25 protein-coding genes and 1 tRNA gene are annotated in these 26673 nt (G+C 76.4%); 13 read left to right on the top strand and 13 right to left on the bottom strand.

Going from position 1 to position 26673, the window contains the following annotated elements; all coding sequences use genetic code 11:
* Positions 1–35: 35 nt before the first annotated feature.
* Together ACI79F_RS04640 and ACI79F_RS04645 are read right to left on the bottom strand one after the other, a co-directional pair.
* On the bottom strand, positions 36–1049 hold the full coding sequence (locus ACI79F_RS04640; RefSeq protein WP_456544028.1) for an NADPH:quinone reductase: 1014 nt from the start codon (positions 1047–1049) through the stop codon (positions 36–38).
* A 35-nt stretch (positions 1050–1084) separates the two neighbouring features.
* Positions 1085–1726, bottom strand: a complete 642-nt coding sequence (locus ACI79F_RS04645) for an HAD family hydrolase (protein WP_456544027.1) — start codon at positions 1724–1726, stop codon at positions 1085–1087.
* A gap of 128 nt (positions 1727–1854) precedes the next feature.
* Here ACI79F_RS04645 and ACI79F_RS04650 point away from each other — a divergent pair, with 128 nt between their 5' ends.
* Both ACI79F_RS04650 and ACI79F_RS04655 read left to right on the top strand, forming a co-directional pair.
* Entirely contained in the window at positions 1855–3717 is a 1863-nt protein-coding gene (locus ACI79F_RS04650; protein ID WP_456544026.1) for a putative bifunctional diguanylate cyclase/phosphodiesterase, read from the top strand.
* A 37-nt stretch (positions 3718–3754) separates the two neighbouring features.
* Positions 3755–4078: a hypothetical protein gene (locus ACI79F_RS04655; RefSeq protein WP_456544025.1), complete on the top strand. Its 324-nt coding sequence runs from the start codon at positions 3755–3757 to the stop codon at positions 4076–4078.
* 83 nt (positions 4079–4161) lie between these two features.
* Here the strand turns inward: ACI79F_RS04655 and ACI79F_RS04660 are convergent, their stop codons facing one another.
* Complete coding sequence (locus ACI79F_RS04660; protein WP_456544024.1) at positions 4162–6762, bottom strand: bifunctional FO biosynthesis protein CofGH; 2601 nt, start codon at positions 6760–6762, stop codon at positions 4162–4164.
* Between the two features lie 41 nt (positions 6763–6803).
* A complete protein-coding gene (locus ACI79F_RS04665) occupies positions 6804–7301 on the bottom strand; it encodes a flavin reductase family protein (protein ID WP_456544023.1) in 498 nt (165 codons plus the stop codon).
* Between the two features lie 36 nt (positions 7302–7337).
* Between ACI79F_RS04665 and ACI79F_RS04670 the strand changes: the two genes are divergently transcribed.
* Complete coding sequence (locus ACI79F_RS04670; protein ID WP_456544022.1) at positions 7338–8756, top strand: dihydrolipoyl dehydrogenase family protein; 1419 nt, start codon at positions 7338–7340, stop codon at positions 8754–8756.
* 2 nt (positions 8757–8758) lie between these two features.
* Positions 8759–9679 carry an NAD(+)/NADH kinase gene (locus ACI79F_RS04675; RefSeq protein ID WP_456544021.1) on the top strand — a complete coding sequence of 307 codons (921 nt, stop codon included), beginning with the start codon at positions 8759–8761 and terminating at the stop codon, positions 9677–9679.
* Between the two features lie 16 nt (positions 9680–9695).
* On the opposite strand, the gene ACI79F_RS04680 is transcribed toward ACI79F_RS04675, so the two are convergent.
* Together ACI79F_RS04680 and ACI79F_RS04685 are read right to left on the bottom strand one after the other, a co-directional pair.
* Entirely contained in the window at positions 9696–10481 is a 786-nt protein-coding gene (locus ACI79F_RS04680) for a transglutaminase-like domain-containing protein (protein ID WP_456544020.1), read from the bottom strand.
* Between the two features lie 200 nt (positions 10482–10681).
* Positions 10682–12841 carry a putative bifunctional diguanylate cyclase/phosphodiesterase gene (locus ACI79F_RS04685; protein ID WP_456544019.1) on the bottom strand — a complete coding sequence of 720 codons (2160 nt, stop codon included), beginning with the start codon at positions 12839–12841 and terminating at the stop codon, positions 10682–10684.
* Positions 12842–13007: 166 nt separating this feature from the next.
* Between ACI79F_RS04685 and ACI79F_RS04690 the strand changes: the two genes are divergently transcribed.
* Positions 13008–14057, top strand: coding sequence for an LLM class flavin-dependent oxidoreductase (locus ACI79F_RS04690; protein ID WP_456544018.1), 1050 nt, complete (start codon positions 13008–13010; stop codon positions 14055–14057).
* Here the strand turns inward: ACI79F_RS04690 and ACI79F_RS04695 are convergent.
* Complete coding sequence (locus ACI79F_RS04695) at positions 14042–14671, bottom strand: DUF4333 domain-containing protein (RefSeq protein WP_456544017.1); 630 nt, start codon at positions 14669–14671, stop codon at positions 14042–14044. The two genes, ACI79F_RS04690 and ACI79F_RS04695, sit on opposite strands and share 16 nt — an antisense overlap.
* A 126-nt stretch (positions 14672–14797) precedes the next feature.
* Positions 14798–15025: a hypothetical protein gene (locus ACI79F_RS04700; protein WP_456544016.1), complete on the bottom strand. Its 228-nt coding sequence runs from the start codon at positions 15023–15025 to the stop codon at positions 14798–14800.
* A 291-nt stretch (positions 15026–15316) separates the two neighbouring features.
* Between ACI79F_RS04700 and ACI79F_RS04705 the strand changes: the two genes are divergently transcribed.
* A complete protein-coding gene (locus ACI79F_RS04705; RefSeq protein ID WP_456544015.1) occupies positions 15317–15742 on the top strand; it encodes a DUF1622 domain-containing protein in 426 nt (141 codons plus the stop codon).
* A 9-nt stretch (positions 15743–15751) separates the two neighbouring features.
* Here the strand turns inward: ACI79F_RS04705 and ACI79F_RS04710 are convergent, their stop codons facing one another.
* The 3 genes from ACI79F_RS04710 to ACI79F_RS04720 all read right to left on the bottom strand — a co-directional run bounded on the left by ACI79F_RS04710 (position 15752) and on the right by ACI79F_RS04720 (position 16455).
* A complete protein-coding gene (locus tag ACI79F_RS04710) occupies positions 15752–16045 on the bottom strand; it encodes a lipopolysaccharide assembly protein LapA domain-containing protein (protein ID WP_456544014.1) in 294 nt (97 codons plus the stop codon).
* Between the two features lie 94 nt (positions 16046–16139).
* The gene (locus ACI79F_RS04715; RefSeq protein WP_456544013.1) at positions 16140–16343 is read right to left on the bottom strand and encodes a hypothetical protein; all 204 of its coding nucleotides are present in this window, start codon (positions 16341–16343) and stop codon (positions 16140–16142) included.
* 39 nt (positions 16344–16382) lie between these two features.
* A tRNA-Arg gene (locus tag ACI79F_RS04720) sits at positions 16383–16455 on the bottom strand.
* Between the two features lie 43 nt (positions 16456–16498).
* Between ACI79F_RS04720 and ACI79F_RS04725 the strand changes: the two genes are divergently transcribed.
* The 4 genes from ACI79F_RS04725 (at position 16499) to ACI79F_RS04740 (ending at position 19891) form a co-directional block, all read left to right on the top strand.
* Positions 16499–16894, top strand: coding sequence for a DUF6221 family protein (locus tag ACI79F_RS04725; RefSeq protein ID WP_456544012.1), 396 nt, complete (start codon positions 16499–16501; stop codon positions 16892–16894).
* Between the two features lie 139 nt (positions 16895–17033).
* Positions 17034–17552, top strand: a complete 519-nt coding sequence (locus tag ACI79F_RS04730; protein ID WP_456544011.1) for a single-stranded DNA-binding protein — start codon at positions 17034–17036, stop codon at positions 17550–17552.
* Between the two features lie 104 nt (positions 17553–17656).
* Positions 17657–19327, top strand: a complete 1671-nt coding sequence (ettA, locus tag ACI79F_RS04735; RefSeq protein WP_456544010.1) for an energy-dependent translational throttle protein EttA — start codon at positions 17657–17659, stop codon at positions 19325–19327.
* A 150-nt stretch (positions 19328–19477) separates the two neighbouring features.
* Positions 19478–19891, top strand: coding sequence for an acyl-CoA thioesterase (locus ACI79F_RS04740; protein ID WP_456544009.1), 414 nt, complete (start codon positions 19478–19480; stop codon positions 19889–19891).
* Positions 19892–19906: 15 nt separating this feature from the next.
* Here the strand turns inward: ACI79F_RS04740 and ACI79F_RS04745 are convergent, their stop codons facing one another.
* Positions 19907–20347 (bottom strand): YccF domain-containing protein, encoded by a 441-nt coding sequence (locus tag ACI79F_RS04745; RefSeq protein WP_456544008.1) that lies wholly within the window; start codon positions 20345–20347, stop codon positions 19907–19909.
* 72 nt (positions 20348–20419) lie between these two features.
* Positions 20420–23275, bottom strand: coding sequence for a BTAD domain-containing putative transcriptional regulator (locus ACI79F_RS04750; RefSeq protein WP_456544007.1), 2856 nt, complete (start codon positions 23273–23275; stop codon positions 20420–20422).
* A 129-nt stretch (positions 23276–23404) separates the two neighbouring features.
* Between ACI79F_RS04750 and ACI79F_RS04755 the strand changes: the two genes are divergently transcribed.
* From ACI79F_RS04755 to ACI79F_RS04765, 3 genes are read left to right on the top strand one after another with little or no spacing between them, the layout of a single operon-like run.
* Complete coding sequence (locus ACI79F_RS04755) at positions 23405–24505, top strand: class I SAM-dependent methyltransferase (protein ID WP_456544006.1); 1101 nt, start codon at positions 23405–23407, stop codon at positions 24503–24505.
* 33 nt (positions 24506–24538) lie between these two features.
* Positions 24539–25537 carry an AMP-binding protein gene (locus ACI79F_RS04760; RefSeq protein ID WP_456544005.1) on the top strand — a complete coding sequence of 333 codons (999 nt, stop codon included), beginning with the start codon at positions 24539–24541 and terminating at the stop codon, positions 25535–25537.
* On the top strand, positions 25534–26673 hold the full coding sequence (locus ACI79F_RS04765) for a thiolase family protein (RefSeq protein ID WP_456544004.1): 1140 nt from the start codon (positions 25534–25536) through the stop codon (positions 26671–26673). The genes ACI79F_RS04760 and ACI79F_RS04765 overlap by 4 nt, the downstream gene beginning before the upstream one ends.

A 26673-nucleotide genomic window follows, 5' to 3' on the forward strand; every position in this document is an offset into this window, starting at 1 on the left:
GCTCGAGCGCGGAAACCGCGCTCGAGCGACTCCGCTCACGCCGTGACGTCGATCAGCACCTTGCCGACCGCGCCCTCCTCGACCGCGCGGTGCGCCTGCGCCGTCTCGGCCAGCGGGTACACGTGCAGCGGCAGCCCGGCGTCCTCCCCGACGCGGACGGCGCCGTCCAGCACGGCCGCGTTCACGTCCTCCACGGCCAGCACCTTGGCCCGCGCGGGCACGGTGTAGACGAACACGAAGTTCCACCGGGCGTTGGGGCCCATCTGCGCCCGGACCGGGATCGTCACCTCCGCGCCGCCGTCGTCGGCGTACATCGCCACCGCGCCGTGCATGCCGATCACCTGCGCGTCGACGGCGGCGTTCCGCGCGGCGGACACCTCCACGATCGTGTCGACGCCGTGCGGCGCCACCTCGCGGACGAGGGCGACCACGTCCTGCTGCCGGTAGTCGACGACGTGCGAGGCGCCGGCCGCCGCGGCCAGCTGCGCCTTGCGCGGGCTGCTGACCGTGGCGATCACCGTGGCGTCGGCCCAGCGCGCCAGCTGGATCGCCGCGTTGCCGACCGCGCCGGCGCCGCCCTGCACCAGCACCGTGCGCCCGGTCAGCGAGCCGGGACCGAGCCGGTCGGGGACCGACTCGCCCAGGGTCAGGCAGCGGTGCGCGGTGAGGAACGGGATGCCCAGCGCCGCGCCGAGCTCGACGGAGGCGTCGGCGCCGAGCAGCACGGTCTGCCGCGCGGGGACGACGGTGTACTCGGCCGCCGTCCCGTGCGGGCGCTGCCAGGCCGCCTCCCACACCCACACCCGCTGGCCGACCACCGCCGGGTCCACGCCCCGGCCGACCGCCTCGACGGTGCCCGCGCCGTCCTGGCCGGGCACCTGGGTGCCGCCGGCCGGCGGGGTGCCGCGGCGGGCCTTCCAGTCGGTGGGGTTGACCCCGGCGACGGCGAGCCGGACCAGGACCTCGCCGGGCCCGGGCTCGGGGGCGGGGACGTCGGTCAGCCGCAGCACCTCGGGGCCGCCGTTCTCGGTGTAGGCGATCGCGCGCACCGCAGCGCCCTACCCCGTCGGCGGTCGCCGACGCCTCACCGCCAGGTCAGGACGTCGACCGGCCGGCCGAGCGCGGCGCGCACCCGCGCGGCGGCGCGGGGCGAGGCGTTGACGAGCACCGGTCGCTCGGCGCCGCGGAACAGCGGCAGGTCCGAGTCGCTGTCGCTGTACACCGCCCGCCACGGCGGCGGGTGACCGCGCTCGCGCAGCATCGCCACCTTCTCCGGCCCCATCGCGCGGCGGACGAACGGCGGCCGGCCGGCGGTGGCCGAGCCGACCACCTCGAGGTCGCCCAGGCCGGCCGCGGCCAGGAAGCCCTCGGCGAGCCGCTGCTCGCAGCCGGTGGCCACGACCACGACGTCCCCCGCCGCCTGGTGCCGCCGCACGCAGGCGACCGCCTCGGCGACCACCGACTCCGGCCGCGCGACCACGGCCCGGCGGTAGGCCGCGGCGACGTCCCCCACCCGCGGCCTCCGGCCGAGGGCCAGCCGGGTCAGCGCGCGGGCCGCGAGCGGCCGGGTCCAGGGCAGCGCGCTGCCGGCGAGCAGCAGCGGCGCGGCCGGCAGCAGCGGCCCGGCCCGGCCGGGCGAGCCCGCCAGCGCGCCGCGCAGGAACAGCGTCGCCGCGTCCCCGGAGAGCAGCACCCGGTCCAGGTCCACCACCACGGTCGCAGCCACGGCGGGGGAGTACCGGAGTGCGAGGGGGCAGGAAACCTCCGCTCGCGCACTCCGCCGGTTCACCCCGGGGGGTGAGGACCGAGGTCCCGGCGTTGGAGCACCGCCCCCGCGAGGCCGATGGGCACGACGTGAGCCTGACCCTGCCCGGACGCCTCGCCGCCCTCCTGCCCGAGGGTCGCGCGCTGCCCGACGACGTCTGGCGCCGCCGGCACCGGATCGTCCTCGCGGTCGCCGGGGCCCAGGCGGGAGCGCTCGGCGTGCTCGCCCTCGCCCTGGGCGAGGGGCCGCTGGCCGCTGTCCTGGAGACGGCGGCGGTGGCCTACCCGCTGGCCTTCGCGCTGCTGCCCGGCGCCGGGCGCACGGTGCGCGCCGCGGCCGCCACGCTGAGCCTGCTGGCCGCGTCGGTGCTGCTCGTCTACCTGATGAACGGCCAGACCGAGGCCCACTTCCACTTCTTCGTCGTCATCGGCCTCGTTTCGCTGTACCAGAGCTGGGTGCCCTTCGGCATCGCGCTGCTCGTGGTCACCGCGCACCACGGCGTGCTCGGGACGCTGCTGCCGCACTCGGTCTTCGGGCACGCGGACGCCCACGCCCACCCGTGGACCTGGGCCGGCATCCACGCCGGCTTCGTGCTGGCCGCGAGCCTGGCGCACCTGGCCGCGTGGCGGCTCAACGAGCAGCAGGGCCTGCGCGACCCGCTGACCGGGCTGGCCAACCGCACGCTGCTGGTGGAGACGACCGACCGGCTGCTGGCCCGCACCTCCGGCGAGGTCAGCATCCTGTTCCTCGACCTCGACGACTTCAAGGACGTCAACGACTCCCGCGGCCACGCCGCCGGCGACGAGCTGCTCACCGGGATCGCCCGGCGGCTGAGCGGCTGCGTGCGGCCCGGCGACCAGGTCGCACGCATCGGCGGCGACGAGTTCGCCGTCGTCGTCGCCGGGGGCTCGGACGTCGCCACCGCGGTGGGACAGCGGATGCTCGCCGCGCTCGCCGACCCGATGCTGATCGACGGCCGCCCGCTGGTGCCGCACGTCAGCATCGGCGCCGCGGGCACCGCCACCGCGCCCGAGCGGGACGCCGGCGTCCTGCTGCGCAACGCCGACCTGGCCATGTACATGGCCAAGGCGCTGGGCAAGAACCGGCTGGTCCACTACGCCGACGGCATGGCCCAGGCGGCCGAGGAGAAGGCGCGGCTGCTGGAGGACCTGGCCGGCGCCGTCACCTGCGGGCAGCTGCGGGTGCACTACCAGCCCACCATCGTCCTGGCCGACGGCCGCACCACCGGTTACGAGGCGCTGCTGCGCTGGGAGCACCCCGAGCGCGGGGTCGTCTCGCCCACGGAGTTCATCCCCCTCGCCGAGGAGGGCGGCCTGATCGTCGAGATCGGCCGCTGGGTGCTGGAGGAGGCCGCCTTCCAGGCCGTCGTCTGGTCGGCCGAGGCCGGTCGCCCGATCGGCATGGCCGTCAACCTGTCGCCGATGCAGCTGGCCGACGACGACGTCGTCGCCACCGTGCGCCGGGTGCTCGAGCGGACCGGGCTGCCGCCCCGCCAGCTGACCCTGGAGGTCACCGAGGGCGTGCTCGTCCGCGACATCGACCTGGTCGTCGGCCAGCTGCAGGCGCTGCGCGCGCTGGGCCTGCGGATCGCGATCGACGACTTCGGCACCGGCTACTCCAGCCTGTCCTACCTGCGCCGGCTGCCCGCCGACATCATCAAGATCGACCGCAGCTTCGTGCAGGACCTCGACGCCGGCGGCCGCTCGACGACGCTGGTCGCCTCGATCATCGAGCTCGCGCGCAGCCTCCGTCTGGAGGTCGTCGCCGAGGGCGTCGAGACCCCGGAGCAGCGCGCCGTGCTCGGCGACCTCGCCTGCTCGCACGCCCAGGGCTTCCTGTTCGGCCGCCCCCAGCCGGCCGCCGAGCACTCCCTCGCCGCCGAGCCGGCGCTCGCCCCTCCGCCCGACCCCGCCCCGCTGCTGACCCGCTGACCCCCGTACGACCCGCACCGTCAGGAAGGACCCCCCCGTGACCGCCACCTCGCCCCTGCCGACCCACCCGCAGGGTGCCTACGCCCCCGCGCCCGGCTGGGCGCCCGTGCCCGCTCCGGCCGCCGTCGCCGGTCAGCCCGGCACCGCGCCGCGCACGCCGCGCCTGGACCGGGCCCAGGTCTGGACCATCGCCGTCGCCGGCCTGGTCGCCCTGGTCGCCACGGTGATCGCGATCGTCGTCGGCACGTCGGGCAGCGAGTCGTCCGACGACGCGGTCAGCCGGCTCTTCGAGGGCGGCTACAGCGACTACTACGGCGGCTACGACTACGACGACTCCGACTGCGGCTGGTACTCCTGCTGACGTCGCACGTCCCGCCCGACGAGATCTGCACACTCGTCGCCATCAGCCGCTGATGGTGACGAGAGTGCAGATCTCGTCGCGTCTCAGACCGGGGTGATCGACAGGGTCAGGTTGCGCCGGCCCTCGTCGGAGCGGGCGGTGGCCAGCCGCTCGGCCGACGGCGTGCCGTACTCGGTGGTGCGCTGCCGCGCCGGCCGGCCGATCGCTGCGGCCATAGCCTCCAGCTCGGCGATGGTCTTCAGCGAGCCGTTCTCGCTGCCGGCCATCCGGCTGATCGTCTCCTCCATCAGCGTGCCGCCCAGGTCGTTGGCGCCGCCGCGGAGCACCGCCTGGGTGCCGGCGTCGCCGAGCTTCACCCACGAGGTCTGGATGTTCGGGATCCGCCCGTGCAGCAGCAGCCGGGCCACCGCGTGCAGCGCCCGGTTCTCCCGCACCGTCGGCCCGGGTCGGGCGACGCCGGCCAGGTAGATCGGCGCGTTGTGGTGCACGAACGGCAGCAGCACGAACTCGGTGAACCCGCCGGTGTCGTCCTGGATCGCGGCCAGCGTGCGCAGGTGGCCCACCCAGTGCGCCGGGGTGTCGACGTGGCCGTACATCATCGTCGACGTCGTCGGGATGCCCACCCGGTGCGCTGTCGAGATGATCTCCACCCAGGTGGCGGCGGGCAGCTTGCCCTTGGTGAGCACCCAGCGGACGTCGTCGTCGAGGATCTCCGCCGCCGTCCCCGGCACCGAGTCCAGGCCGGCCTCCTTGGCCGCGGTGAGGAACTCCGCGAACGACAGCCCGGTGCGCGCCGACCCGTTGACGATCTCCATGGGCGAGAAGGCGTGCAGGTGGATGCCGGGCTGCCGGCGCTTCACCTCCCGCGCCAGGTCCAGGTAGGCGGTGCCGGGCAGGTCGGGGTGGATGCCGCCCTGCATGCAGATCTCGGTGGCGCCGGCCGCCCACGCGCGGTCGACCCGCTCGCCGACCTCGGCCAGCGACAGCGTGTAGGCGTCGGCGTCGGTGCGCCGCTGGGCGAACGCGCAGAACCGGCAGCCGGTGTAGCAGACGTTGGTGAAGTTGATGTTCCGGTTGACGACGTAGGTGACGTCGTCGCCGTTGACGTCGCGGCGGACCGAGTCCGCCAGCGCCACGAGTGCCTCCAGGTCCGGCCCGTCGGCGCCCAGCAGCGCCAGGTACTCCGCGTCGGAGAGCCCGGCCGGGTCGCGCTCGGCGTGCGCCAGCGCCGCCCGCACCTCCGGGTCCCCCGCCGCCAGGGCGGTGGAGTGCCCGTCGCGCGCGCTCACCGTCCGGTCGCGCAGCTCGGCCCAGTCGCCGTAGACGGCGTCGAAGTCGCTGCGCCGGTCGGTCGTGCGGCCGGTGGTGTCGACCTCGACGTGCAGGTCGACCCGGCCGGTCGACGTCCACGCCTCGTCCGGCTCCTGCCACGGCAGCCCGGCCGGGATGCGGCCCTCCACCGCCAGCCCGTCGGGGCCGGCGAGCGCGGCGACGTGCGGGCGCACCCGCGGGTCCAGCCACGGCTCGGGGAAGGCGACGTACGGCGGCTGGGCGGCCAGCCGCTCGCGCAGGGTGAACCCGGCGTCGGCGGTGAGCGCGGCCAGCTTCTCGATGTTCGGCCAGGGTCGCTCGGGGTTCACGTGGTCCGGCGTCAGCGGGGACACCCCGCCCCAGTCGTCCACGCCGGCGCGCAGCAGCAGCCCCAGCTCCGCGGCGTCGGAGAGGTTCGGCGGCGCCTGCACCCGCGCCTTGGGGCCCAGCAGCAGCCGGGCGACGGCGACCGCGGCGACGTACTCCTGCAGCTCCAGGTCGTCGGCGGCGGCCATCGCCGTGCGCGGCTTGGCGCGGAAGTTCTGCACGATCACCTCCTGCACGTGCCCGTGCCGCCCGTGCGCGGCCCGGATCTGCAGGACGGCGTCCACCCGCTCGGCCGGCGTCTCGCCGATGCCCAGCAGCACGCCGGTGGTGAACGGTACGGCGGAGCGGCCGGCGTCCTCGAGCACCCGCAGCCGGACGGCGGGCTCCTTGTCCGGGGAGCCGAAGTGCGGGCCACCGGGCTCCGACCACAGCCGGGTCGCCGTCGTCTCGAGCATCATCCCCATCGACGCGGAGACGGGCTTGAGCCGCTGCACCTCCTCCCACGACAGGACGCCGGGGTTGAGGTGCGGCAGCAGCCCGGTCTCCTCCAGCACCCGGATCGCCATCGCCCGCAGGTAGCCCAGGGTGGAGTCGAAGCCGTGCGCCTCCAGCCACTCGGCGGCCACCGGCCACCGGGCCTCGGGCCGGTCGCCGAGGGTGAACAGCGCCTCCTTGCAGCCCAGGGCGGCGCCGGCCCGGGCGATGTCGAGCACCTCGTCCGGCGACAGGAAGGGCGCCCTGCCCTCCCTGCGCAGCGCGCCCGGGGTGGTGACGAACGTGCAGTAGTGGCAGCGGTCCCGGCACAGGTGGGTGAGGGGGATGAACACCTTGCGGCTGTAGGTGACGAGCCCGGGCCGCCCGGCCGAGGCCAGGCCGGCGTCGCGGACCCGGCCGGCCGCGGTCAGCAGCCGGTCCAGGGGCTCACCCTCGGCCAGGCCGCGGGCCGAAAGCAGCGCCTCGGCCTCGGCGGCGTCGAGCGGCACCCCCCGCTCGGCGCGGGCCAGCGCGCGGCGGAGGGCATGGGACGGGGCGGGCTGCTCAGTCATGGCCCCTGCACGCTATCCCCGCGACGTGCCGGGACCGTCGCTCAGGACGGCGGCAGGCCCAGGTAGCGGCTGCGGAACCGCAGCAGCGGGTCGCCGGGGCCGGGCGGCACCGGGACGCCGGCCACCTCCAGCAGCGCCAGCACGTGGTCGCCGGCCTCCACGACCCGGTCGAGCCGGCAGTCGAGCGCGACCAGGCCGGCGTCCAGCACGATCGCGTCGCTGTGCGGCGCCCGCGACCACGGCACCGACTCGAGCAGGTGCCGCGCGCTGGGCCTCCCCGCCGAGGAGAACCGGCTGGCCAGGATGGCCTGCCCGGCGGCCAGGACGGTGAGCGCGCACCGGCCGACGTCCTCGAGGACCTCCCGCGGGTAGCCGCCCGCGGTCAGCCCGACGGCGACCAGCGGCGGGTCGGCGGACACGCTCATGACCGAGGAGACGGTGGTCCCGACGTCGTCGATGCCGTCGCGCACCGTGAGCAGCGCGACCCCGGCCGCGTACTGCCGCAGGGCGGCGGTGTACTCCGTCGGGTCGACCGGCATGGCCGCCAGTCGACCACACCGGCCAGGATGGGTCGTGTGACTCCGGAGCGGACGTACGACGTCGTCGTGGTGGGGGCCGGCTCGACCGGCGAGAACGTGGCCGACGTCGTCGTCCGCGGGGGGCTGAGCGCCGTGCTGGTGGAGGCCGAGCTCGTCGGCGGCGAGTGCTCCTACTGGGCGTGCATGCCCAGCAAGGCGCTGCTGCGCGGCACCGAGACGCTCGCCGCGGCCCGGGCGGTGTCCGGGGCGGCGGCCGCGGTGACCGGCGAGCAGGACGTGCGGGCGACGCTGGAACGCCGCGACTCGTTCGCCTCCAACTGGTCCGACGAGGGCCAGGCGCGGTGGGTGCAGGGCGCCGGCATCGACCTGGTCCGGGGCAGCGCCCGGCTCGACGGCGAGCGGGCCGTGGTGGTCACCGACGCCGACGGGGCCGAGACCCGGCTGACCGCCCGGCACGCGGTCGCCGTGTGCACCGGCTCGGAGGCCGCCGTCCCGCCGGTCGACGGGCTGCACGACGTCGACCCGTGGACCCCGCGCGAGGCGACCAGCGCCAAGGAGGTGCCCGGCCGGCTCCTCGTGATCGGCGGCGGCTACGTCGGCTGCGAGATGGCGACGGCGTGGAGCGCGCTCGGTTCCACGGTGACCCTGCTCGAGCGCGGGGAGCGGCTGCTGTCCGGCGCCGAACCGGCGGCCGGGGACGCCGTCGCCGCCGCCCTCCGCGCGGCCGGGGTCGACGTCCGGCTGGACACCGAGATCCGGTCGGCCCGCCGGGACGGCACCGACGTCGTCGTGGTCACCGGCGACGGCGAGGTGCGCGGGGACGAGGTGCTGGTCGCCACCGGCCGCCGGGCCCGCACCCACGACCTCGGGCTGGAGACCGTCGGCCTCGCGGGCGGGGAGTACCTGGACGTCGACGACACGCTGCAGGTCCGCGGCGTCCCGTGGCTGTACGGCGTGGGCGACGTCAACGGCCGCCGGCAGCTGACCCACATGGGCAAGTACCAGGCCCGGCAGGCCGGCGCGGCGATCGTCGCCCGCGCGCGGGGCGAGGAGGTCGACACCTCCGACTGGTCCCCGTTCGTCGCCACCGCCGATCACGCGGCCACCCCGTCGGTGGTGTTCACCGACCCGCAGGTCGCCAGCGTCGGCCTGACCAGCGCCCAGGCGGAGGAGTCGGGCCGGCCGCACCGGGTGGTCGAGTACCCGATCGGCAGCGTCGCCGGGGCGTCGGTGCACCGGGACGGCTACGAGGGGACGGCGATCGCGGTCGTCGACACCGAGCGCGAGGTGCTGCTCGGGGTCACCTTCATCGGCCCGGACGTCGCCGAGCTGCTGCACTCCGCGGTGATCGCGGTGGCCGGCGAGGTGCCGCTGGCCCGCCTGTGGCACGCGGTCCCGGCCTACCCGACGATCAGCGAGGTCTGGCTGCGGCTGCTCGAGACCTGGCGCGGCTGACCGTGCCGCGGATCGGGCTGGTCCTGCACCCCACCCGGGACTGCACGGCCGCCGTCGGCCAGGTCGCCGACTGGGCGCGCGGCAGCGGCACCGAGCTGGTCGCAGCCGGCGCCGACGCCCGGCGGGTCGGCGTCGAGGGCGTCACCGGGGTGCCGGTGGAGGAGCTGGCCGGCACCTGCGAGGGGATCATCGCCATGGGCGGCGACGGCACGATCCTGGGCGCGATGCGGCTGGTCAGCGGCCGGCCCGTGCCGGTGCTCGGGGTCAACCTCGGGCACCTGGGGTTCCTCGCCGAGGTCGAGGGCCGGGAGCTGCACGAGGCGCTCACCGCGATGGCCGAGGGCCGGGTGACCACCGAGGCCCGCGGCTGCCTGGTGGTGCGGCACCGGGACTGGGAGTGGCTGGCGTTCAACGACGCCGTCCTCGCCCGGGTGCCGGGGGAGGGGATGGTCAGCGCCACCCTCTCGGTCGGCGGCCAGCCGTACGGGCACCTGCGCTGCGACGCGGTCATCCTGGCGACGGCGATGGGGTCGACCGCCTACAACTACGCCGCCGGCGGCCCGGTCGTCAGCCCCGGCATCGAGGGCGTGCTGGTCACCCCGGCGGCACCGATGTCGGGGATCTCCCGCACGGTGCTGCTCGCGCCCACCGAGCCGCTGCGGCTGGCCATCGAGGGCGGCAGCCCCGCCATGGAGCTCGACGGCGTGCTCGGCGGCCGGCTCGGCCCCGGCGACGAGGTCGAGGTGGCCTACCGGGCGGGCGCCGGCCGGCTCGTGCGCATCGAGGGGTCCCGGTCGGCCGCACGGAGCCGGGTGAAGCTGTCGCTGATCGACCTGCCCTACCTGCCCGGCGAGCTGCTCGAGCTGCTGCCCCGCGAGGTGCGGGACCGGCTGGGCGAGGCGCCCGACCCGCGCGAGCCCTGACCCGGGGCAGCGGGTCTCACGGCAGCGGGAACGGGTCGGTCGCCGGGCCGGGCAGGTCGCCGTCCACCGTCGCGGTGACGGTCATCGACTCGAAGCGGGCGGTCCCGCCGAGCAGGGTGAGGAAGGCCGTGTCCGCGGCGTCCCGGCCGGAGCAGATCCGCACCAGCGAGCCGACCGGGGCCAGCCGGGTGGCGTCGACGACGCACCACGTGCCGTCGACGTCGGCCTCCACCACGGCGTGGAAGTCCATCGGGTCCAGGCCGGGGGCGTAGACGGCGACCAGCCGGGCCGGCACCTCCAGGGCACGCAGCAGCGCGGTGGTCAGGTGGGCGTAGTCGCGGCAGACGCCCTGGCCGAGCAGCAGCGTGTCGACGGCGGTGTCGACCGGCCGGCTGGCGCCGGAGACGTAGCTCAGCCGGTCGTGCACCCACCCGGCCACGGTGGCGACCAGCTCGGCGCGGGGCAGCGTCCGGTCGAACTCGGCGGCGGCGTAGCCCTCCAGCAGGTCCGACGGGCAGTACCGGCTGGGGCGCAGCGCCTCGGCCCAGACCGCGGCGGTGACCGGTCGCGGCGGGCCGGCGCGGTCGACGGAGGCGGTGTAGGCCACCGTCGTCGTCCCCTCGCGCAGCTCGACCCGGTGCACCCGGGCCTCGCCGACGGCGGTCTCCGCGGTGGCCAGCGGCTCCCCGTCGCACAGCACGGTGAGCTCCTCGGTGAGCGGGGCGGCGACGGCGACCTGCAGCAACGCCGTGGCCGGGCCGGTCGCGGAGAGGGTCATGGTCGCGGCGACGTCGGTGCGCATGCGCGGCATCCTGACCCGCCGCCGGCCGGGTGACCTGTCGGGAACACCGCCGTCCCCCGGGCGTCACGCGCCCGTCACACCGGCCGGTCCGCGGGCCTCTCCCGACGTCGTCGTGCTCTGAGTCCGCGGCGGACTCACAGCACGACGACGCGCTCCGTCTCTGCCCACCGGGGGTGGGCAGAGACGGAGGACGCCGCGGGTCAGTCCCGGACGGGCGGGGTCTCGCCGGTGTCGTCGAGGACGGCGTACAGGTGCGGCACGTCGGGCAGGCCGTCGCGGGGCGCCGGCACGGGGGCCGCCGGCTGCACCTCCTCGTCGTCGTCCCAGGCCGCGCGCGGGTCGAACGCGGCGGTGGGCGGCCCGGGCAGCACCGCCGGCGGCACCGGGGCGGGCGCCGGGACCGGGGTGGGGAAGGCGAGCACCTGCGCGGCCGGCCCCTCCGCGACCGGGGTCTCGGCCGGCTCCTCGACCGCGGGCTCCTCGGCCTCGCCCGCCGGCTCCTCGACCGCGGGCTCGTCGAGCGCGGGCATCGGGGCGTCGGCCGCGACGACGACCTCCTCGGCCGTCAGCGGCTCGTCGCCCCGGACCTCGGCCGGCACGAGCTGCGCCACGACGGCGTCCTCGCTGGTCGTCGTCGGCGGCAGCGGCGCGGGCCGGCCGAAGGCGTAGCCCTGCGCCATCGCGCAGCCGTGCTGGCGCAGCCACTCGGCCTGGTCGAGGTCCTCGATGCCCTCGGCGATGACCTGCAGCCCCATGCCGAGGCCGAGCTGCACCAGCCCCTGCACCAGCGCCGCGGTGGAGGGCTCGGTCACCACGTCGGCGACGAAGGAGCGGTCGATCTTGACGGTGTGGATCGGCAGCCGGTGCAGCGCGGTGATCGCGGAGTAGCCGGTGCCGAAGTCGTCCAGCGCCAGCGTGACGCCGTGGTCGGTGACCTCGCTGACCGCCTGCAGCGTCGCGTCGGCGGCGAACAGCGCCGTCGACTCGGTGATCTCCAGCTCCAGCCGCTCCGGCGGCAGGCCGGACTCGGCCAGGGCCTGGGCGACCAGGTCGGCGAAGCCCGGCTCGGCCAGGTGCCGGGCGGAGATGTTCACGTGCACCCGCAGCCCGGCCGGCCACCCGGCCGCGTCGTGGCAGGCCTGGCGCAGCACCCAGGCGCCGAGCTTGGAGGTGAGCCGGTTGTCCTCGGCGGCGGCCAGGAAGGCGCCGGGCGGCAGCAGCCCGCGGGTGGGGTGCTGCCAGCGGATCAGCGCCTCGTACCCGAGCAGCGTCTCGTCCGACAGCGACACGATCGGCTGGTAGAACAGCCGCAGCTCGTCGCCGTCGAGGGCGCGCCGCAGGTCGGCCTCGAGCTGCAACTGGTCGATCTCGTCGTCGGACAGCACGCCGTCGTAGACCTCGATGCGCGCCCGGCTGCCGTCGGACTTGGCCCGGGCCAGCGCGCCGTGGGCCTGCCGGAGCAGGTCGTCGGGGGCGACGTCGGAGCCGAGGGTGAGCCCCACGCTGGCCGACAGCACGATCTCCCGGTCGCCGACCGGGAACGGGTCGTCGAGCACCGACAGCAGCCGGTCGGCCAGCGCGCGCAGCCCGTCGAGGTCCTCGACGTCCTCGGCGAGGATCAGGAACTCGTCGCCGGACAGCCGCACCGCGGTGTCCTCGACCCGGGTGCTCCAGCGGAGCCGGTCGGCGACCTGGGTGAGCACCTGGTCGGCGGCCTCGTGCCCGAGGGCGTCGTTCACGGCCTGGAACCGGTCCAGGTCCAGGTGGACCAGCCCGACCTGCAGGCCCCGGCGCCGGGACAGCGCCAGCGCGTGGTTGAGCCGGTCGCCCAGGGCGCGCCGGTTGGGCAGCCCGGTGAGCGGGTCGGTGAACGCGCGCCGGACCAGGTCCTCCTCGGCGCGGCGCCGGTCGGTGACGTCCACCAGCGAGAGGACGACGAAGTGCGGGCGGCCGTCGCTGCGGTGCACGACCTCGTGGGACTGCTGCACGAACAGCTCGCTGCCGTCGGCGCGGCGCAGCCGGCGCTCGCCGTCCAGCCGCAGCCACGGGTCCAGCGGCGCCGGGCCGTCGGCGGGCAGGTCGGGCACGGGGGCCTCGTCCGGGTGGGCGAGCAGGTCCACGTGCCGGCCGATCAGGTCCTCGGTCCCGCGGCCGGTCATCGCGCACAGCGCCTCGTTGACGACCAGGAAGTGACCGTCGGGGTCCACCAGCGCCTTGGGCACCGGCGCGGTGAGGAACAGGGCCCGGAAGAGCTGGCCACGGTCGGCCAGGAGCGTGTCGATGGCCCGCAGCCGGCCGGCGGCGTCGTCGCCGCGCCGGCCGGACCGGGGGCTCGGGACGTCGTGGGCGTGCAGAGTCACCCGGACAGGGTGCTGCACCGCCGCTGCGGAGTGACGGAACCCGTCCTCGGTATGTCGTGGTCGACCGATCACACAGTGTGAGATCGCGGGGTGGGGGTGCCCCGAGTGAGCCCTGTGACCCCCGCGACACGGGAATCGCGGCGGCCGCCGCGCCGCTGCACCGCCCATGAGCGCACTGCCGAAGCGGATCGGTTTCCTCTCCTTCGGGCACTGGCAGCCGATCCCCGGCTCCCAGGTCCGCACGGCGCGCGACGCGCTGGTGCAGAGCGTGGAGCTCGCCGTCGCCGCCGAGGAGCTCGGCCTGGACGGTGCCTACGTGCGGGTGCACCACTTCGCCCGCCAGCTTGCCTCGCCGTTCCCGCTGCTGACCGCGATGGCGATGCGGACCTCGCGGATCGAGATCGGCACCGGCGTCATCGACATGCGGTACGAGAACCCGCTCTACATGGCCGAGGAGGCCGCCGCGGCCGACCTGCTGGCCGGCGGCCGGCTGCAGCTCGGGGTCAGCCGGGGGTCACCGGAGACCGCGCTGCGCGGCGCGGAGGCCTTCGGCTACGTGCCGCCGGAGGGCACCACGGACGCCGACCTGGCGCGCGAGAAGACCGCGCTGTTCCGGGCCGCGATCGGCGGCGCGGCCGTCGTCGACGCCGACCCGCGGATGACCGGCGGCGCGCGGGGCCGGCTGGCCATCCAGCCGCAGTCGCCCGGGCTGGCCGACCGGATCTGGTGGGGCTCGGGCACCTTCGCCACCGCGGAGTGGACCGCCGCGCAGGGCATGAACCTGCAGAGCTCCACCCTGCTGTCGGAGGAGACCGGCGTCCCGTTCGACCAGCTGCAGGCCGAGCAGATCGCGCGGTTCCGCAGCGCGTGGGCCGCCGCCGGCTGGGAGCGCGAGCCGCGGGTCTCGGTGAGCCGCAGCGTGCTGCCGATCGTCACCGACCTCGACCGGCAGTACTTCGGCGGGGACCGGGACTCCACCGACCAGGTCGGCCTGCTGGAGGGCGTGCGCGCGTGGTTCGGCAAGAGCTACACCGGCGAGCCCGACGTCCTCGCCGAGGAGCTGGCCAAGGACGCCGCCGTCCGCGAGGCCGACACCCTGCTGCTCACCGTGCCGAACATGCTCGGCGTCGACTTCAACGCCGCCCTGCTGGAGACGATCGTCCGCCACGTCGCGCCGGCGATCGGCTGGGCGCCGCGGGGTCAGGCCGCCTCGTAGCCGATGGTCCCGTCGTCGGCCACGGTGACGAGGACGTCGAGGGAGTCGCCGCTCTCCAGGTCGGTCACGCTGCACACCATCGGCTCGGGCAGCGCACCGACGACGACCGTCCGTCCCTCGCCGTCGCAGGAGACCTCGATGCTCTCGCCGACGACCACGTCCGCGAGGAGGTAGGCCTCGACCTCGGCGACGGTCACGTACCGCTGGTCGCCGGTGATCTCGACGTTGCCCTGGTCGTCGGTCTGCTGGACGGTGAACGACGTCTCCTGCCCGTCGAGGACGGCGGTGCAGGAGAACGTGCCCCCGGCCTCGGCCTCGACGTCCGCCGGGCACTCGACGCCGGTCGCAGCGACACCGGTCAGCTCCTGGGTGAGCTCCGCGATGCGCTCCTCGACGGCGGCGGTGTCGAGGGTCTCGGACCCGACGAGGTGGAGGGCGCCGACGCCCAGCCCGCCGAGCGCCACGACCGCGCCGGCGACCGAGCCGACGACCACACCGGTCCGCCGGCGGCGCGGGGCCGGCAGCGGGGAGCCGGGGAAGGGCGCGTACTGCTGCGGGGCGGCGAACTGCGGGGCGGAGGGACCGGCGAGGCGCGGGTCCTGGAGCTGGGTCATGGTTCCTCCTGTCGGGTCGGTCGGGAGGAACCGTGCCGCCGTCCCCTTCGGCGGGACTTGCGCGGCGCTTGGAGCCGGTCCGCGCCGCGCCGTGGCGCCGACGCGGACCGACCTGGGCGCGGGGGATCAGCCGGTGGCCGCCGGCTGTGGGGCGCTGCGCCCGCCGCCCTCCATCTGCCGCACCATCTGGGCCATCGCCTCCAGCGTGTCCGCCGCCTGCGCGCCGCCGCAGGTGAGGGAGGCGAGGAGGTTGCCCAGCAGGCCGGCCCGGTCGGCCACGATCCGCACCCGACCGATCTCGACGACCAGGCCCAGCAGGTCCAACCGCAGGCCCTCGGGGATGTCGAGGATCACACACTCCACTGGCGTCGTCACTGCGTTCCCCCTCTCGTCGCCTGGCACCTCTGGGGGGCGCCAGGTGGGGAGGGTAGGTCGCCGGGACGACGGATCCGCCGGTCGACCGCGCGCGTTCCGGCCAGCCCGGCCCCGCCCGAGCGTGCGAGGCGGGCGACCCCCGGCAGGTCGTCACGGAACGTGGACGGACGTGACCGCTGGGAGCCGGGCGCGTTCCGGAATCCCGGCCCCGCCGGCCGCGTCGTCTGGCCGGGGTGAGGCCCGCCGGGCCCCGGGCGGCGAGGGTGCCCCATGACGTTCGCCGAGGCGATGGAGCGGGTGGCGCAGGTCTTCGAGGCGATCGGGGCCGCCGTCCTGCTCGCCGGCCTGTTCCTCTCCGTGGGCCTCGCGGTCGGCGTCCTGCGTCGCACGCGGGACGGGCAGCGGGCCTACACGGTGCTCCGGCGCTCGTTCGGCGGGGTGATCCTGCTCGGGCTGGAGGTCCTCGTCGCCGCTGATCTGGTCCGCACCGTCGCCGTGGAGCCCACGCTGACCAACGTCGCGATCCTCGGGCTCATCGTGCTCATCCGCACGGTGCTCAGCTTCTCGCTGGAGATCGAGATCGAGGGCGTGGCGCCCTGGCGGCGGGCGGCGACCAGCGGGGCCACCCACGTGGCCCGCGCCGTGCGCACCGCAGGGGACGGCGCGGACGACGGGTCCGCGCGGACCGGCGGCTGACGACCGCGCTCAGTCGCCCCGTTCGGCGCGCCTGGCCACCCGGCGCCGGTGACGGCGCAGCACGCCGAGGCCGATCCAGACGATCGCCCCGAGGACCGCCGTCACTATCGTGAACAGCCACAGCGGCCAGCTGACGTCCCACCAGAGGAAGTCCACCGTGACGTCCTCGCGGTTCTGCAGCATGAAGTCGAGCAGCAGCGCGGCGCCGACGACGGTGGCGACGAGACCGCCGCTGAGGCGGATCCCCGGCGAGGGACCGCCCGGTCCGGTGGTGCCCGCGGGGCCTGGTGCCTGCTGGACCATGATCGCCTCCTCCTGCCGAGGCGACCGTAGGAGCGGCCGGCGAGGACGGGGATCACCCGGGGCGGACGACCCGACCCCGACGGGGCGCGGGGGGTCAGCAGCGGGTGCAGCGGTGCACGGCGCGGTGCGTGGCGGTCGCCGCGACGTGCGCGTTGTCGCGCGACGTGAACGGGCCGTGCCACCTGCCGTTCTGGGGACGCGTCCCCACCTTGCCCTGGCCGTGGTTGCAGTGGCCGCAGTGCGCGAGGTGGATGGTCGCCCGGTCACCGCGGCGGTCCTCGTACACCCAGTACCGCACGCCGGGACGGTAGCGCCGGGAGCCGCCCCGGTCCGGGAGCGCGCCCGGCAGGACTCGAACCTGCGACCAAGTGCTTAGAAGGCACCTGCTCTATCCGCTGAGCTACGGGCGCTCGCGCCCGATCATCGCACCCGCCGCTTGCGCGGGGCGGCAGCATGACCGCCGTGGACCTGGCCGACTTCGTGCTCGCCCGCATCGCCGACGACGAGAACACCGCGCGGGGTGCGACTGCGGGCCCGTGGCGGTGGTACCCGGGCCGGGCCGGCCTGCCGGCCTTCCTGGAGTCGACCGGCGCCCGGGCCACGCACTGGGTGGAGGGGCAGTCGTTCGAGGCGCCGACCGTGGTCCTGGGCAGCAACCAGAACTCGATGCTGCGCGTCCGCGGGCGCGACGCCGAGCACATCGCCGCCTGGCACCCCACCCGCGTCCTCGCCGAGTGCGCGGCCAAGCGCCGGGTGCTGGCCGCCTGCGCGGGGGACGAGGAGCTCCTGCGCAGCCTCGCCGCGCCCCACGCCGACCACCCGGACTTCCGCGAGGAGTGGCGGGGTTGACGGGCTCCTCCACAGGGCCGGCCGCCGTCCACAGATGACCGCGGGCCGGGTCCGCAGGGCTCCCGGCGGCGGAGGGTCGCGGGCAGGCCGGCACCGCGCCGGTCGCGCCGCACCGGCGGCACCGACCCGAGGAGAGCAAGTGCCCGACACCGAGATCACCGTGGTGGGCCGCGTCGCCAGCGCGCCGCGCCGCGCCCGGCTGGAGAGCGGCAGCACCGTCACCAACTTCCGCATCGCGTCGACCGCCCGGCGCTTCGACCGGGCCACCCAGGAGTGGGTCGACGGCGAGACCTTCTGGTCCGACGTCGAGTGCTGGGACGACCTGGGCGGCAACGTCATCCGCAGCCTGAGCAAGGGCGACGCGGTCGTGGTCGTCGGCCGGCTGTGGACCCGCGACTACGAGTCCGCCAACGGCCGCGGCAGCACCTCGCAGATCCGCGCCGACGCCGTCGGCCCCGACCTGCGGTACGGCTGGGCGGAGTACTCGCGCGCGGCCCGCGCGCCCCGGCGGGAGGCGTCCCCGGAGGGGCCGGAGGACGGCGAGGAGGGCGGTGCGCCGCTCACCGAGCCGCTGACCAGCGAGGACTACATCCGGGACCCGGCGACGTTGTCCTCGGTGGACCCCGGCCAGGAGGTCCGGGAACCGGCATTCAGCTGACGGCCCGGAACTGGGAGGATCGGGGGAGAGAACGCAGGGGGCGGGGCCGGCCCGAGCCGGCTCCGCCGCCCACTCGCGAACCCGACGGAAGGCTCTTCGGCCCAGTGGCTCAGTACATCTACACGATGGTCCGCGCGCGCAAGGCGCACGGCGACAAGGTGATCCTCGACAACGTCACCCTGTCGTTCCTGCCCGGCGCCAAGATCGGCGTCGTCGGCCCCAACGGCGCCGGCAAGTCGACGGTCCTCAAGATCATGGCGGGGCTCGACCAGCCGTCCAACGGCGACGCGGTCCTCGCCCCCGAGGCCAGCGTCGGCATCCTGCTGCAGGAGCCGCCGCTGAACGAGGAGCTCGACGTGCGCGGCAACGTCGAGGAGGCGGTCAAGCCGCTCCGCGACGCGCTGACCCGCTTCGAGGAGGTCAGCGCGGCGATGGGGGAGCCCGACGCCGACTTCGACGCGCTCCTCGCCGAGCAGGGCGAGCTCATGGAGGTCATCGAGCAGAACGACGGCTGGGAGCTCGACGCCCGCATCGAGCAGGCCATGGACGCGCTGCGCTGCCCGCCGGGCGACGCCGACGTCACCGTCCTGTCCGGTGGTGAGCGCCGCCGCGTCGCGCTGTGCAAGCTGCTGCTCGAGGCGCCGGACCTGCTGCTCCTCGACGAGCCCACCAACCACCTCGACGCCGAGAGCGTGGCCTGGCTCGAGCAGCACCTCGAGAAGTACGCCGGCACCGTCGTCGCCGTCACCCACGACCGGTACTTCCTCGACAACGTCGCCCAGTGGATCCTCGAGCTCGACCGCGGCCGGGCCTACCCCTACGAGGGCAACTACTCCACCTATCTGGAGACCAAGGCCGCCCGCCTGAAGGTCGAGGGCGCCAAGGACGCCAAGCGGCAGAAGCGGCTGGCCGAGGAGCTCGAGTGGGTGCGCTCCAACGCCAAGGCCCGCCAGGCCAAGAGCAAGGCCCGCCTCGCCCGCTACGAGGAGATGGCCGCGGAGGCCGACAAGTTCCGCAAGCTGGACTTCGAGGAGATCCAGATCCCGCCGGGCCCGCGGCTGGGCAGCGTCGTCGTCGAGACCGGGCACCTGACCAAGGGCTTCGGCGACCGCATCCTCATCGACGACCTGTCGTTCACGCTGCCCCGCAACGGCATCGTCGGCGTCGTCGGCCCCAACGGCGCCGGCAAGACCACGCTGTTCAAGATGCTGGTCGGCGAGGAGAAGCCGGACGACGGCGAGATCAAGGTCGGCGACACGGTCAAGGTCTCCTACGTCGAGCAGAGCCGCGGCGGGATCGACCCCAAGAAGACCCTGTGGGAGGTCGTCTCCGACGGGCTGGACCACATCAAGGTCGGCAACGTCGAGATGCCCTCGCGGGCCTACGTCGCGGCCTTCGGCTTCAAGGGCCCGGACCAGCAGAAGCCGGCCGGCGTCCTCTCCGGCGGCGAGCGCAACCGGCTGAACCTGGCGCTGACCCTCAAGCAGGGCGGCAACCTGCTGCTGCTCGACGAGCCGACCAACGACCTCGACGTCGAGACGCTGACCAGCCTGGAGGGCGCGCTCCTGGAGTTCCCCGGCTGCGCCGTGGTGGTCAGCCACGACCGGTGGTTCCTCGACCGGGTGGCCACGCACATCCTCGCCTACGAGGGCGAGTCCAAGTGGTTCTGGTTCGAGGGCAACTTCGCCGACTACGAGAAGAACAAGGTCGAGCGGCTCGGCCCCGAGGCGGCGCGCCCGCACCGGGCCACGTACCGCAAGCTCGCCCGCGACTGAACAACGACCCCCTCCTCCCCACGCCACGCTCCGCGCGGCGCGGTCCCGGGAGGGGGCCGCCGCCGGCCGGCCGGAGCGATCGCTCCGGCCGGCCGTCGTCGTCCCCGGGCCCGGTGTCGGCGCACCCGGTGGGTGCGGCAGGGTGGCCGCGTGAGGCACACCGTGCAGGTCCCGATGCGCTGGTCGGACATGGACGCCTACGGGCACGTCAACAACGTCGTCTTCCTGCAGTACTTCGAGATGGCCCGCGTCGACCTGTTCTTCGAGCGGGCCTCGCTCGAGGAGCGCACCGGCCTGCGCCGGGGCACCGTCGTGGCCTCGCACGAGATCGCCTACAAGCTGCCCGTCGTCTACAGCGCCCGCCCGCTGGACGTGCAGATCTGGGTGTCCGGCATCCGGGCCGCCGCGTTCACCTGCCACTACGAGGTCGTCGACGGCGACCGGCTCGCGGTCACCGGCAGCACCCTGCTCGTGCCCTACGACTTCGACATCGCGCGGCCGCGCCGGCTCACGGCCGACGAGAAGGAGTTCCTCGCCCGCTGGTCCGACGAGCCGGCCGGCTGACGGGGCCGCGGGCCGTCAGCGCGCGTAGCCGGCCTGCACCACGCCGCCGCCGGCGTGCATCCAGTCGCGCGGGGGATCGGTCGGCACGACCCGCTTGCCCAGCGGGAACAGCCCGACGGCCGCGAGCTTGAACGACGCGATCCCGAACGGGATGCCGATGATCGTCACGCAGAAGGCGATCCCGCTGACCACGTGGATCACCGCGAGCCACCAGCCCGCGATCAGGAACCACAGCAGGTTGCCGATCGCCGAGGCCACGCCCGCCCCGGGCGCGCGCACCGTGGTCCGGCCGAACGGCCACACGACGAAGCCGGCCAGCCGGAACGAGGCGATCCCGAACGGGATGGTCACGACCAGCAGGCAGGCCAGCACCCCGGCCAGCAGGTACGCGAGGGCCAGCACCCACCCCTGCAGCACCAGCCAGATCACGTTGAGCACCAGGCGGAGCGCATCCATGCAGAGGTCACGTGCGGGCGCGCGGAGTGGTTCCGCTCGTCCGCCGGCGTGGCCGCTCCGGACGGAACGGGGTCAGCCGGCGGGGTGGGCGACCCGCAGCGCCAGCGCGATGGCCTCGGCGTCGCCCAGGCCGGCGCCCTGCGCCAGCAGCCCGTCGACGGCCGGCCCGAGCCCCTCCCGCAGCCGCCGCTCGGCGGCCGCCTCCCGGTCCGAGTCCGGGCCGAAGACGCGCGGCGCCCGCCCGCTCGCCCGCAGCGCACCCAGCAGGACGGCGCCCTCCGCCGACCGGCCGGTCCGCGCCAGCACCTCCACCAGCGCCCGCATCGCCACCCACAGCTGCGTCCACGCGCCCAGCCGGTGCCAGGTGTCGATCAGCGACCACAGCTCGGCGAGGCCGCGGCGCCCGGCGGCGTCCTGCCGCAGGCCGGAGGTCAGCAGCGTGTGCCGCGCGATGCCGGCCACGAACGTGGAGTCCACCGACTCGGCGTGCGCGATCGCCGCGCGCAGGAACGGCCCGGCCTCCGCGGGCGCCCCCTCGGCACGCCGCTCGCCGCGGGCGTACGCGGCCCACGCGTGCCCGGTGGGGGAGCCCAGCCGGGCGGCGAGGTCCAGCAGCAGCGCCTCATCGGCGCCGGCGGCCGCGTCGTCCCCGGCGTAGGCGTCGGCGAGCAGCTCGTCGACCACCGCGGTGAGCTGCAGCTCCAGGTCCCCCGTGGTGGCGGCGCAGGCGGCGGCGGTGGCCGCCGCCCGGCGCCCGGCCGCCATCTCGCCGTCGAACGTGTACACGTTCGCCAGCGCCTCGTGCGCCCAGCCGGCGGCGTCCGGAGCGTCGCCGGCGCCGGCGATCGCGGCGCGGGCCCACTGCCCGGCCTCGGCCAGCTCCCCGCGCTGCCACCCCGACGTCGCCAGCAGGCCCAGCAGCCGGACGGCGAGCGGGTGGCCGGGCGGGCGCGCCTGCCGGGTCGCCGGGTCGAGCACGCCGGCCACCACGAGTGCGCGCTCGACCAGCAGCACCAGATCCGCCCGACCGCGCAGCCAGGCCAGCTCGCCGACCACCTGGGAGAGCCGCAGCAGGTCCTCCACCGGCCCGCGCTCGCACAGCCACGCGTGCGCCCGGCGCAGGTCCGGCAGGTGGGCGTCGAAACGGGCCACCGCCGCCGGCTCCCCGGCGCCGCGCCGCTGCCTGCGCACCTCCTCGGCCAGGCCCACCGCCCAGCCCGCGTGTCGGGTCCGCAGCTCGACCAGGCCGGGGTCGGCCGCGAGCCGCGCGCGACCGAACGCCCGCAGCGTCTCCAGCAGCCCGAACCGCGCCGGCATGCCGGGCACCCGCACCACCAGCGACCGGTCCACCAGTTCCGGCAGCGCCCCGGCGTCCCCGCAGACGGCGGCCACCGCCGCGGGCTCCACCGGCCCGGCGAACACCGACAGCCGCTCGAAGAGCCGCTGCTGGCGTGGATCGAGCAGCCGGTGCGACCACGCCACCACCTCGCGCAGCGAGCGGTGCCGCGGGGCCGCCGTCCGCCGGCCACCGGTGAGGACGTCGCCCTCGGAGGACTCCAGGGCCTCCAGCAGCCCGGTCACGCCGACGACGCCGACGCGGGCCGCGGCCAGCTCCAGGGCCAGCGGCAGCCCGTCCAGGCGCCGGCACAGCCGCTCCACCGGCTCGCCGTCCAGGACGGCGTCGGGGTGCTGCGCGGCGACCCGGTCCAGCAGCAGCCGCACCGCCTCGGCCTCCTCCAGCGGCCGCACCGGGTGCACGTGCTCGCCGTCCACCCGCAGCGCCTCCCGGCTGGTGGTCAGCACGTCGACGCCGGGGGCCGCCATCACCACCGCCTCCACCAGCGCCGCGACCTCGTCCGCGACGTGCTCGCAGTTGTCCAGCACGAGCAGCTGGCGGCGCACCGCCAGCACGCTGAGCACCCGGTCCACCACCGGCTCCGAGCCCGCGCCGGCGACCCGCAGCGCGGCGGCGACGGCGGGCTGCACGTCGTCCCCGCTGCCCCGGCCGAACTCCACGAGCACCACGCCGTCGGGGTAGCGGCCGGCCGCGGCCGCGGCGACGTGGCGGGCCAGCCGCGTCTTGCCGACCCCGCCCGGACCGCACAGCGTCACCACCCGGCAGCGCGTGAGCAGAGCGCCCACGGCCCGCAGGTCGCCGTCCCGGCCGACGAACGAGCTGACCGGCAGCGGCGGCGCCGGGACTGCCCCCGCGGCCGCCGGCGGCGGCAACTCCTGCCGCAACACCCGCGCCTCCAGCCGGCGCAGCTCCGGGGACGGGTCCAGGCCGAGCTCGTCGGCCAGCCGCCGGCGCAGGGCGGCCAGCGCGGCGAGCGCATCGGCCTGCCGGCCGCACGCCACCAGGGCGCGCGCCAGCAGGGCCACCGCGCCCTCGCGCAGCGGGTGCTCGGCCACCAGGGCCTCGGCGGCCGCGACCGCGTCGGCCGTGCGCCCCAGGTCGAGCAGCAGCTGGACCCGCTGCTCGGCGGCGTCAGCGCGCAGGGCCTCCAGCGCGGCGACGGCCGGCTGGACGTCGGGGCCGTCCAGGTCGGCGTAGGGGCGGCCACGCCACAGCGCCAGGGCGCCGTCCAGCCGGGCCAGCCGGTCCGGGCCCGTGCCGTCGCCGGCGACGGCATCGGCGAACGCCGTCACGTCGACCTCGTCGCGCGGGGCGACGAGCCGGTAGCCGGTGGGCAGCGTCTCGACCCGCACGGCAGGCGGCAGCGCCCGGCGCAGCCGGGCGACCAGCGTCTGCAGCCCGCCGGCCGGGTCGGCGGGCGGCTCGCCGGGCCAGACCGCGGCCACGAGGGCGTCCGCGGTCGCCCCGTGCGGGAGCCGGGCCACCAGCGCCGCCAGCAGCCGCCGCTGCCGCCCGGAGCGCATCGGGAGGCCCTCGAGCAGCACCGGGCCGAGCACGGCGACGGCAGGCACGGCGGCCATCGTCGCCGGGTCCCGGCGGCGGTGGAAGGGGCGACCGGCACCCGACAGCGCCGCGAGAGCCGGATGACAGCGGCCCTCCGCACGATCGACGGAGCCGACCCCGGCCGAGAGGAGCACCCCGTGACCGCCACCGACACCCGCCCGGACACCGCCGCCACCGAGGCCCTGGCCGGCCGCCTGTTCGACACCGTGCTCGCGGTGCTCGACGCGCAGGCGGTCTACCTCGGCGACCGGCTCGGCTGGTACCGCGCGCTGGCCGGCGCCGGGCCGACCACGTCCGCCGAGCTCGCCGCCCGCACCGGCACCGTCGAGCGGTACGCGCGGGAGTGGCTGGAGCAGCAGGCGGTGACCGGCATCCTCACCGCCGAGGACGACCCCGCCCGGCCCGGGGACGCCGCGGCGCGCCGGTTCACCCTCCCCGAGCACGCGGCCGAGCCGCTCACCGACGGGCTGAGCCCTGCGCACGTCGTCCCGCTGATCCGCTTCGTCGTGGGTGCCGGGAAGCAGGTCGACGCCTTGGCCGAGGCCTATCGGTCCGGCGGCGGCGTCTCGTGGGAGCAGCTGGGCACCGACGTCCGCGAGGCCCAGGCCGCGGCCAACCGGCCGCTCTTCCTCGGCGCTCTGGGCCGCGAGTACCTGCCCTCGATCCCCGACGTGCACGCCGCGCTGCGCGCCGGGGGCCGGGTCGCCGACGTCGGCTGCGGGTTCGGCTGGTCGGCCATCGGCATCGCGCTGGCCTACCCGGAGGCGACGGTCGACGGGTTCGACGTCGACGAGCCGTCGGTCCGCGCGGCCCGCCGCAACGCCGAGGAGGCCGGCGTGTCCGACCGCGTCCGGTTCACCGTCGCCGACGCCGCCACGGTCGACGGGCGGTACGACGTCGTCACCGCGTTCGAGTGCATCCACGACCTGCCCGACCCGGTGTCGGTCCTGGCCGCGATGCGGCGGCTGGCGGGGGAGTCCGGGACCGTCCTGGTCATGGACGAGCGGGTCGCCGAGACCTTCACCGCCCCCGGTGACGAGGTCGAGCGGCTGATGTACGGCTACAGCCTGGTCTGCTGCCTGGCCGACGGGATGTCCACCCGCCCGTCCGTCGGCACCGGCACGGTCATGCGGCCGGCCACCCTGCGCGGCTACGCCCGGCAGGCCGGGTTCGCCGACGCCGAGGTGCTCGACGTCGCCGACGACTTCTTCCGCTTCTACCGACTCGTCCTCGCCTGACCGGGCGGGAGCACGGGCCGTACCCTCCGACCCGTGCTCCCGACGGACGTCGCCGCGGCCGCCGACCCCGTCGCCGCCGTCCTCGACGCGCACGCGCGGGGCGGCTCGATCGCGCTGCGCACCTCCGGCACGACCGACCGCCCGCGGGTCGTCGTCCGCACCACCGCCTCCTGGGTCGACTCCTTCGCGCACGTGTCGGCGCTGGCCGGCATGGACCGCTCGGCGCGCGTGTGCGTGCCGGGCCCGCTGGCGGCGACGATGAACCTCTTCGCGGCCGTCCACGCCCGGCACCTGGGCGCCGCGCTGGTGGCCACGCCGGAGGAGGCCACGCACGTCCACCTCACCCCGGCCACGCTGGCGGCCGCCCTGCGGGCGGGCGCCGGCCTGCGGGGGCGCACCGTCGTCGTCGCCGGCGACCGGCTGGACGTCCACCTGGCGGAGCGGGCCCGGGCGGCCGGGGCGCGGGTCGCCCACTACTACGGCGCCGCCGAGCTCTCCTTCGTCGCGTGGGGCACCTCCGAGGAGGACCTGCGGCCGTTCCCCGGCGTGGCCGTCGAGGTCCGCGACGGCCGGATCTGGGCCCGCTCGCCGTACCTGTCGGCCGGCTACCTGGACGGCGACGGCCCGTTCAGCCTCGCCGCGGACGGCTTCGCCACCGTGGGCGACCGCGGCCGGCTGACCGGCGGGGTGCTCACCGTGACCGGGCGGGGCGCCGACGCGGTGCTCACCGGCGGGGTCACCGTGCTCGTCCCGGAGGTCGAGCAGACCCTCCGCCGCGCCACCGGCAGCGACGTGCTGGTCGTCGGCGTGCCCCACCCGCGGCTGGGCGCCGTGGTGACCGCGGTCCTGACCGACCCCGCCGCGCTGCCCCGGGCGCGGGCCGCCGCGCGGGCCCGGCTGGCCCCGGCCCAGCGGCCCCGCCGCTGGTACGCGCTGCCGGCGCTGCCGCTCACCGGCGCCGGCAAGGTGGACCGGGCCGCGGTCGCCGAGCTCGCCGCGGCCGGCCGGCTGGACCCGGCGGGCCCCCGGTGAGCGAGCCGCTGAGCGACCCCGTGATCGTGGCCGCGCGCCGCACCCCGATCGGGACGGCGGGCCACGCGCTGGCCTCCTGCACCGCCGCCGACCTGGCCGCCGCGGTGCTCGCCGACCTCGCCGCCGGGCTGCCCGCGAGCGTCGACCTGCGCGAGGTCGTCCTCGGCAACTGCACCGGCCCCGGCGGCGACGTCGCCCGGGTCGCCGCGCTGCAGGCCGGCCTGCCGGTGACCGTGCCCGGGCTGACCGTCGACCGGCAGTGCGGCAGCGGCCTGGCCGCGATCGTGCTGGCCGCGGCGCAGCTGCGGGCGGAGAGCGGCGCCGTCCTCGCCGGCGGCGTCGAGTCGGCGTCCACCGCGCCCTGGCGGATGTGGCCGCCGCGGGGCGAGGAGCCGCCGGTCCGCTACACCCGGGCGCCGTTCGCCCCGGCCGCCGTCGGCGACCCCGACATGGGCCCCGCCGCCGAGCTGGTCGCCCGCGAGCACGGCGTCTCCCGCGCCGCGCAGGACGCCTACGCCGCCCGGTCGCACGCCCGCGCGGTCGCCACCGCGCAGGCCGGCGGGTTCGCCGCGGAGCTGGTGCCGGTGGCCGGCGTGACGCGGGACGAGCGGCCGCGCACCGGGCTGACCGTGGAGCGGCTGGGCCGGCTGCGCCCGGCGTTCGTCCCCGGCGGCGCCGTGACCGTGGGCAACGCGTGCGGGGTGAACGACGGCGCGGCCGCGGTCGCCCTCGTCGACGCCGGCACCCACCGGCGGCTCGGGGTGCCGGGCCTGCGCGTGCTGGCCACCGCGACCGCCGGCGTCGACCCCAACCGGCCGGGGCTGGGCATCGTGCCCGCCGCGCGGCAGGCCCTCGACCGCGCCGGGCTCGGCCTCGACGACGTCGACGTGGTCGAGTTCAACGAGGCGTTCGCCGGGCAGGTCCTGGCCTGCTGCGCGGAGCTGGGGCTCGACCCCGAGCGGGTCTGCCCCGAGGGCGGCGCGCTGGCCCTCGGCCACCCGTGGGGGGCCTCGGGTGCGGTGCTCGCCGTCCGGCTGTTCAGCCAGCTCGTCCGCTCCGGCCGGGGCGGCACCGGGCTGGCCGCGATCGCGGTCGGCGGCGGCCAGGGGGTCGCGATGGTCGTGCGGGCCTGCTGA

It is taken from the genome of Blastococcus sp. SYSU D00868 (assembly GCF_054050575.1).

Coding starts and splice junctions, on each gene's coding strand:
- ACI79F_RS04660 (WP_456544024.1), bottom strand. CDS start 6,762: ATGACTGAGCAGCCCGCCCCGTCCCATGCCCTCCGCCGCGCGCTGGCC.
- ACI79F_RS04665 (WP_456544023.1), bottom strand. CDS start 7,301: ATGCCGGTCGACCCGACGGAGTACACCGCCGCCCTGCGGCAGTACGCG.
- ACI79F_RS04680 (WP_456544020.1), bottom strand. CDS start 10,481: ATGCGCACCGACGTCGCCGCGACCATGACCCTCTCCGCGACCGGCCCG.
- ACI79F_RS04690 (WP_456544018.1), top strand. CDS start 13,008: ATGAGCGCACTGCCGAAGCGGATCGGTTTCCTCTCCTTCGGGCACTGG.
- ACI79F_RS04695 (WP_456544017.1), bottom strand. CDS start 14,671: ATGACCCAGCTCCAGGACCCGCGCCTCGCCGGTCCCTCCGCCCCGCAG.
- ACI79F_RS04705 (WP_456544015.1), top strand. CDS start 15,317: ATGACGTTCGCCGAGGCGATGGAGCGGGTGGCGCAGGTCTTCGAGGCG.
- ACI79F_RS04710 (WP_456544014.1), bottom strand. CDS start 16,045: ATGGTCCAGCAGGCACCAGGCCCCGCGGGCACCACCGGACCGGGCGGT.
- ACI79F_RS04725 (WP_456544012.1), top strand. CDS start 16,499: ATGACCGCCGTGGACCTGGCCGACTTCGTGCTCGCCCGCATCGCCGAC.
- ACI79F_RS04745 (WP_456544008.1), bottom strand. CDS start 20,347: ATGGATGCGCTCCGCCTGGTGCTCAACGTGATCTGGCTGGTGCTGCAG.